The following is a 5,167-nucleotide window of genomic DNA, read 5'->3' as shown; positions in this document are numbered from 1 at the left end:
CACCCATAAATGTAGTTGTGGATGCGAATTGCACAGAGATACAAACGCAGCAGTTAATATTCTTAATCTTGCAAAAAATAGGGGAGGGCATCCCCGAATTAACGCTACAGGAGTTGAAGTCTCTACTCTACTTGGTGAGCCAGCGCGGTCTTGGGGGTTTCCCCCATGAGTGACTGGCGAACCCGTAAGGGTGCAAACCTGGAAAAGCCAAGTTTTGACGGTGAATGTAGAATCCCCGTGTCTTTAGATCGGGGAGTGTCAATCTGGTAATTGTTTAGATGGGGGATCTTGTAATCTTTGCAAACGACGAGCAACCTCGTCATCTAATGTCATATTTTCAATCTCAGCCTGGAGTTTTTCGGTAGGATTTTCCGATAATTCCGCCAAAGCCTCCGTCTGTAAATTTCGACGTTCCACAGCCCCCCTAGCCTTTTCAAAATCACTTTTAGCCGAGCCAATATCAAACTCATTATTGACCCTAGCAATCATCGCCAGAGCTTCATTCACCTCTGACATATCCTTCATATTTTGCATATCCGCTTTGTAGCTTTCTAACTTCATGCGCTCACGGTTCAGCTTATCCTTAGAAGCCTTGACCGCCGTTTCCGCCTGTTTCACCATTTCCGCTAGTTTAGGCAAGATTTGCTCCGTTTGAATCGCCTTACTCATAGCCATTCGCGCACCTTCTTCATTACCACCTTTTTGAGCAACCATAGCTTGCTGCTCTAAGGTATTAAATTCTTTTATTTTTGCCTCATATTTATTTTTAGCAGTTTTATAAGCCCCCTCCTGAGCCGCAACCGCTACAGCCAACTTCTGAACAGCTTCCTGCATTGACTGAAGGGATTCTTCAGCAACAGCTACAGCCACCTTACCACCGGACTCCACAGGCATTCCCCATAACCAGTTCCAAGTCCCAACTATGGTTCGCCCTGCCCTTTCACCCATTATCCAGTAGACAGCTTTTTTCATAACCCAAAGTTATTTTAGTGAGAGTGGTTATGGTAATATTTTTACTCTAATATGAGCATACATAGCAATTGTCTGTCAGTTTCTTCAAGTATATTTACAGCAAATTGTCATCAAACCCGGAACAAGAACCCCACCCCCAACCCCCTCCCCGCAAGCGATGAGGGGGCTAAGATGTACCTTATATGATTGGAAATCGCTGTAGGAATCCTCAGTCAGTAACCCAGCCCTAAAGGGACTGGGCTTGCAAGAGTAATCAAGCAAGCCGTACTGACCAGGTTTCCAGATTCCAATCAAAAATCTGGTTTCAATTTTAATATCCACAGCGGTTAAAACCGCTCGTGTCGTTTCCCTCTCAGGTCTAAAGACGCGCTCGTTTCCCACTTACCGGGTATTCTTATGATTTCTGAGCAATATTAAGTAGCTTAGGGTAGTCAATATCTACCAAAATCCGTCTAAAATAGGCAAAAACCAAATATAGACATCCGGTTTGATGATTAAAAATATCCGTAGGGTGTGTTAGCGACAGCGCAATGCACCAAATTCTTGATGAGGGAAAGATGATCAAAAGTCTCTAACCTGTGAATAAATAATAAACAGCAACAAGAGAAAAAATGCACAAAACATACTCGATTAATCTTTAAGGAATCCTGATGATGACACTTGCACAAATTCAAAACCAAATTAAAAACCAAGCTGCTAAAATTGCCGAACAGCAACAAGAATTATTAGATGCTCAAAAAGAATTATCTTTACTTTTAGAGAAGAAAAAAATTATGGAAGAACTCGCAAATGAAAAACTGAAAGAAGCAGCACAGCTATTAAGAGAAGCCCAAACTGATTTAGAGTGTACAACTGAGGAGATTCTAGAAATTACTAAATCAAAAATGATTAGCCCTGAATTAGAAGATCAACTTGATTTAGAACAAAATGGCAAAAATAGTTTAATTGTGGGAACTTTAGGATCCTTAGAATCCGTCGAAATTGATCTAGGTAAATCCGAACTTAGCCTACAAGAAGGTAAACAAGAATTAGTCAATGCCTTAACTGAAAAGATAGATGAGTTTGAATTTGCTTTATCCTGTTTACCTGTAGAAGAAAGAGATTGTGCTAGAGTTAAGCTACAAACTGTAATTGGTAATTTTGTAAATCAGTGATGAAGAGTTCACCGAGTCAGAATCAATCAGTCTGACTTCTTCTTTCTTTCTCCTAATTCCTACTTTTCTTAATTTATGAATATTATTGAAACCCTCAAAGCCGATTATGCTAGATTTCCTGAAAATCAAACTTACAGCATTTATGCCGACAATGTTTATTTTCAAGATGCTGTTTTCAAGTTTCGGGGAATTGAACTTTATAAATGGATGATTAAATTCATTCAAACTTTTTTCTTCAATCTCAAACTAGATTTACATCACATCCAATCTCAGGAAGAAATTATTAAAACTGAATGGACAATGAGTTGGAATTCCCCATTACCCTGGAAACCCTATATTTCTGTTTCTGGTTGGAGTGAATTACGTCTGAATGCCGAGGGTTTAATTGTTTCCCATATTGATTATTGGCATTGTTCTCGCTTAGATGTAATTAAGCAACATTTCATTTCTGGGAAAAAACCATCATAATGTAAATAAATGTAAATAAAATCCAGGCATAAGGAATAATTGATGCGAGTAATTTTAATGACAGGGAAAGGTGGCGTGGGTAAAACCTCCGTTGCCGCAGCCACTGGACTCCGTTGTGCGGAAATCGGCTATCGGACATTAGTTTTAAGTACAGACCCCGCCCATTCCCTTGCAGATAGCTTTGACATAGAATTAGGACATGATGCCCGTCTCGTTCGTCCTAACTTGTGGGGGGCAGAATTAGATGCCCTGCAAGAATTAGAAGGTAATTGGGGGGCTGTGAAACGCTACATTACCCAAGTTTTACAAGCCAGAGGTTTGGACGGCATACAAGCGCAAGAGTTAGCAATCTTACCGGGTATGGACGAAATTTTCGGACTGGTGAGAATGAAACGTCATTATGATGACGGAGAATATGATGTTTTAATTATTGACTCTGCCCCTACTGGTACAGCATTACGGCTGTTAAGTTTGCCTGAAGTTGGCGGTTGGTATATGCGTCGTTTCTACAAACCGTTTCAAAATATTTCCGTTGCCCTCAGACCACTGGTAGAACCTTTTTTCAAACCTATTGCTGGTTTTTCTTTACCAGATAAGGAGGTAATGGACGCACCCTATGAGTTTTATGAGCAGATTGAAGCTTTGGAAAAGGTCTTAACTGACAATACTCAAACTTCTGTGCGTCTAGTCACCAATCCCGAAAAGATGGTAATTAAAGAATCTCTTCGCGCTCATGCCTATTTGAGTTTGTATAATGTAGCGACAGATTTAGTAATTGCTAACCGGATTATTCCTCAAGAGGTTACAGATCCATTTTTCCAACGCTGGAAGGAAAATCAAGAACAATACCGCCAAGAAATTCATAATAATTTCTTACCTTTGCCAGTGAAAGAAGTACCTCTATACTCTGAAGAATTGTGTGGTTTAGCAGCTTTGGAAAGATTGAAAGAAACTCTCTACAAAGATGAAGATCCAACTCAAGTTTATTATAAAGAAACTACTCTCAGAGTTGTCCAAGAGAATAACCAATACAGCTTAGAACTCTATTTACCGAATATTCCCAAAAGCCAAGTGCAATTAAGTAAAACTGGAGATGAGTTAAATATTACTATTGGCAATCATCGCCGTAATTTAGTATTACCTCAAGCTTTAGCTGCACTGCAACCAGCAGGAGCAAAAATGGAAGATGATTATCTGAAAATTCGCTTCGCTGAATAGAAACTGGGGCGGGGAAACCCAGCCCATACTTAGAGGGTGTTTGAAAAGTTTTTAATGTATAAACAAACCCCTCTGGTAAACCTCTCCAGTATTAAATGTTATTCCTTTTCCCTCTCCTCTTAGGAATGTGAATTAAATAAGGTGCAAAAGTAGGGTGTGTTAGCGACAGCGTAACGCACCATTCCAGGTTACATCAGAATTGCAGGTTATTAAATTTGCGTTCCTTGATGTTGTTTGGTAGTTTGTTGATAAAAGTCAGCGAGCTGACAAGTCAGCACTTCGCTATCGCTCTCCCAACTTATTCCTAAATGGCGATTAATTGTCGCTTTCCATTAACGATAATTTGCGTTTATTTTCCATACATTCACGCAGATAAAGATTAATTAAATTCAAATAAGAAATACCTGTTTCTTGAGCTATTTCTTCAAAGTATTGAATTATATCCTTTTCTAAATCAATTGTAACTTGTTCTTTTAATTGTTTAGAATAGGGATTTTTAACGAATTTAGAAAAATCATAATTTTCTCTCATAGGAACTCCTGATATTGTTTTTGTTCTAGTTTATTTGCTTTCCTTGCTGAAATAATCCGAATTATTGTATCATTTTCGGCGCTTCGCTATCGCACACAACTACCCCAATTTTCGGCGATCGCATTCCTACATCCCCTAAAAGCGATCGCCTAACTCATTTCGCACATAAAAAGAGCGATTCCTGCGGAGCGCTTCGCTATCGCTCTCCCAACCAACATCCTAAACAGCAATTTATGCGAGCGATCGCACCTATGGAAAATTTTTGTAGAATCCTTCGCTACTTTCTATTTTGAGAATTTCAATAACTGGTTCTTCGGTTATTTTTATGGAAAACCTGGTTCAAAATCATTCAAAGCCCTATTGTGTAGGCATTTCATTGAAAATATGGAAATAATTGTTTATAATCCTTGTCCCGTAAGGGTTTTGTTATTTCAAAATTTTTTTCAATCCCTATCAGGCTATTTAAACCTGTTATTAAGAATTTAATTGCTGTTTCTATGACGCAAACTAAGTAACTATGCCCCTTGGGTCTTAACTCTTCTAGCTCTTGATTTCTTAATTCGGTTACATGATTATTTTGTTTCTTTAATTTGTCAAATTCAGTTTTTTTTTCAAATTTTCTAATTCTTGTTCCAATTGCTCTTTTTGTTGCTGTGCTGACAGTGCTTTCGATTTCCAAAGGTCTCGACTTGTGCTTAAGTCTCTGATCTTGATTTCCATTCCTCTCATTTTTTTCTGTGGCTCTTTTTCTCCACTGTTCCCGACACAGGTTCAGAGGATGTTTGAAAAGTGGTATTCCGTAATTTTCATCACATTGCTACCCC

At 38.8% G+C, this 5,167-nt stretch carries 6 protein-coding genes and 1 pseudogene; 4 read left to right on the top strand and 3 right to left on the bottom strand.

Features of this window, described 5'->3' with window-relative positions; translation table 11 throughout:
* Positions 1–169, top strand: a pseudogene (locus FJR37_RS27315) (RNA-guided endonuclease TnpB family protein); the annotation flags it as partial.
* 89 nt (positions 170–258) lie between these two features.
* Here the strand turns inward: FJR37_RS27315 and FJR37_RS25420 are convergent.
* The gene (locus FJR37_RS25420; RefSeq protein ID WP_039202121.1) at positions 259–972 is read right to left on the bottom strand and encodes a PspA/IM30 family protein; all 714 of its coding nucleotides are present in this window, start codon (positions 970–972) and stop codon (positions 259–261) included.
* A gap of 650 nt (positions 973–1,622) precedes the next feature.
* Between FJR37_RS25420 and FJR37_RS25415 the strand changes: the two genes are divergently transcribed.
* The 3 genes from FJR37_RS25415 to FJR37_RS25405 all read left to right on the top strand — a co-directional run bounded on the left by FJR37_RS25415 (position 1,623) and on the right by FJR37_RS25405 (position 3,812).
* Positions 1,623–2,126 carry a hypothetical protein gene (locus FJR37_RS25415; protein WP_168467454.1) on the top strand — a complete coding sequence of 168 codons (504 nt, stop codon included), beginning with the start codon at positions 1,623–1,625 and terminating at the stop codon, positions 2,124–2,126.
* A gap of 75 nt (positions 2,127–2,201) precedes the next feature.
* A complete protein-coding gene (locus FJR37_RS25410) occupies positions 2,202–2,594 on the top strand; it encodes a DUF2358 domain-containing protein (protein WP_039202119.1) in 393 nt (130 codons plus the stop codon).
* A 42-nt stretch (positions 2,595–2,636) separates the two neighbouring features.
* Positions 2,637–3,812 carry a TRC40/GET3/ArsA family transport-energizing ATPase gene (locus FJR37_RS25405; RefSeq protein ID WP_168467453.1) on the top strand — a complete coding sequence of 392 codons (1,176 nt, stop codon included), beginning with the start codon at positions 2,637–2,639 and terminating at the stop codon, positions 3,810–3,812.
* A gap of 315 nt (positions 3,813–4,127) precedes the next feature.
* Here the strand turns inward: FJR37_RS25405 and FJR37_RS25400 are convergent, their stop codons facing one another.
* Both FJR37_RS25400 and FJR37_RS25395 read right to left on the bottom strand, forming a co-directional pair.
* A complete protein-coding gene (locus FJR37_RS25400; protein ID WP_039199945.1) occupies positions 4,128–4,343 on the bottom strand; it encodes an antitoxin in 216 nt (71 codons plus the stop codon).
* A 373-nt stretch (positions 4,344–4,716) separates the two neighbouring features.
* On the bottom strand, positions 4,717–5,022 hold the full coding sequence (locus FJR37_RS25395) for a hypothetical protein (RefSeq protein ID WP_168467452.1): 306 nt from the start codon (positions 5,020–5,022) through the stop codon (positions 4,717–4,719).
* Positions 5,023–5,167: the final 145 nt, after the last annotated feature.

It is taken from the genome of Aphanizomenon sp. UHCC 0183, from assembly GCF_009712065.1.
Taxonomy (GTDB): Bacteria; Cyanobacteriota; Cyanobacteriia; order Cyanobacteriales; family Nostocaceae; genus Dolichospermum; species Dolichospermum heterosporum.
The sequence above is the reverse complement of the archived record's forward strand: the minus strand, read 5'-3'. Positions and strand labels throughout refer to the sequence as shown.

Coding starts and splice junctions, on each gene's coding strand:
- FJR37_RS25420 (WP_039202121.1), bottom strand. CDS start 972: ATGAAAAAAGCTGTCTACTGGATAATGGGTGAAAGGGCAGGGCGAACC.
- FJR37_RS25415 (WP_168467454.1), top strand. CDS start 1,623: ATGATGACACTTGCACAAATTCAAAACCAAATTAAAAACCAAGCTGCT.
- FJR37_RS25410 (WP_039202119.1), top strand. CDS start 2,202: ATGAATATTATTGAAACCCTCAAAGCCGATTATGCTAGATTTCCTGAA.
- FJR37_RS25405 (WP_168467453.1), top strand. CDS start 2,637: ATGCGAGTAATTTTAATGACAGGGAAAGGTGGCGTGGGTAAAACCTCC.
- FJR37_RS25400 (WP_039199945.1), bottom strand. CDS start 4,343: ATGAGAGAAAATTATGATTTTTCTAAATTCGTTAAAAATCCCTATTCT.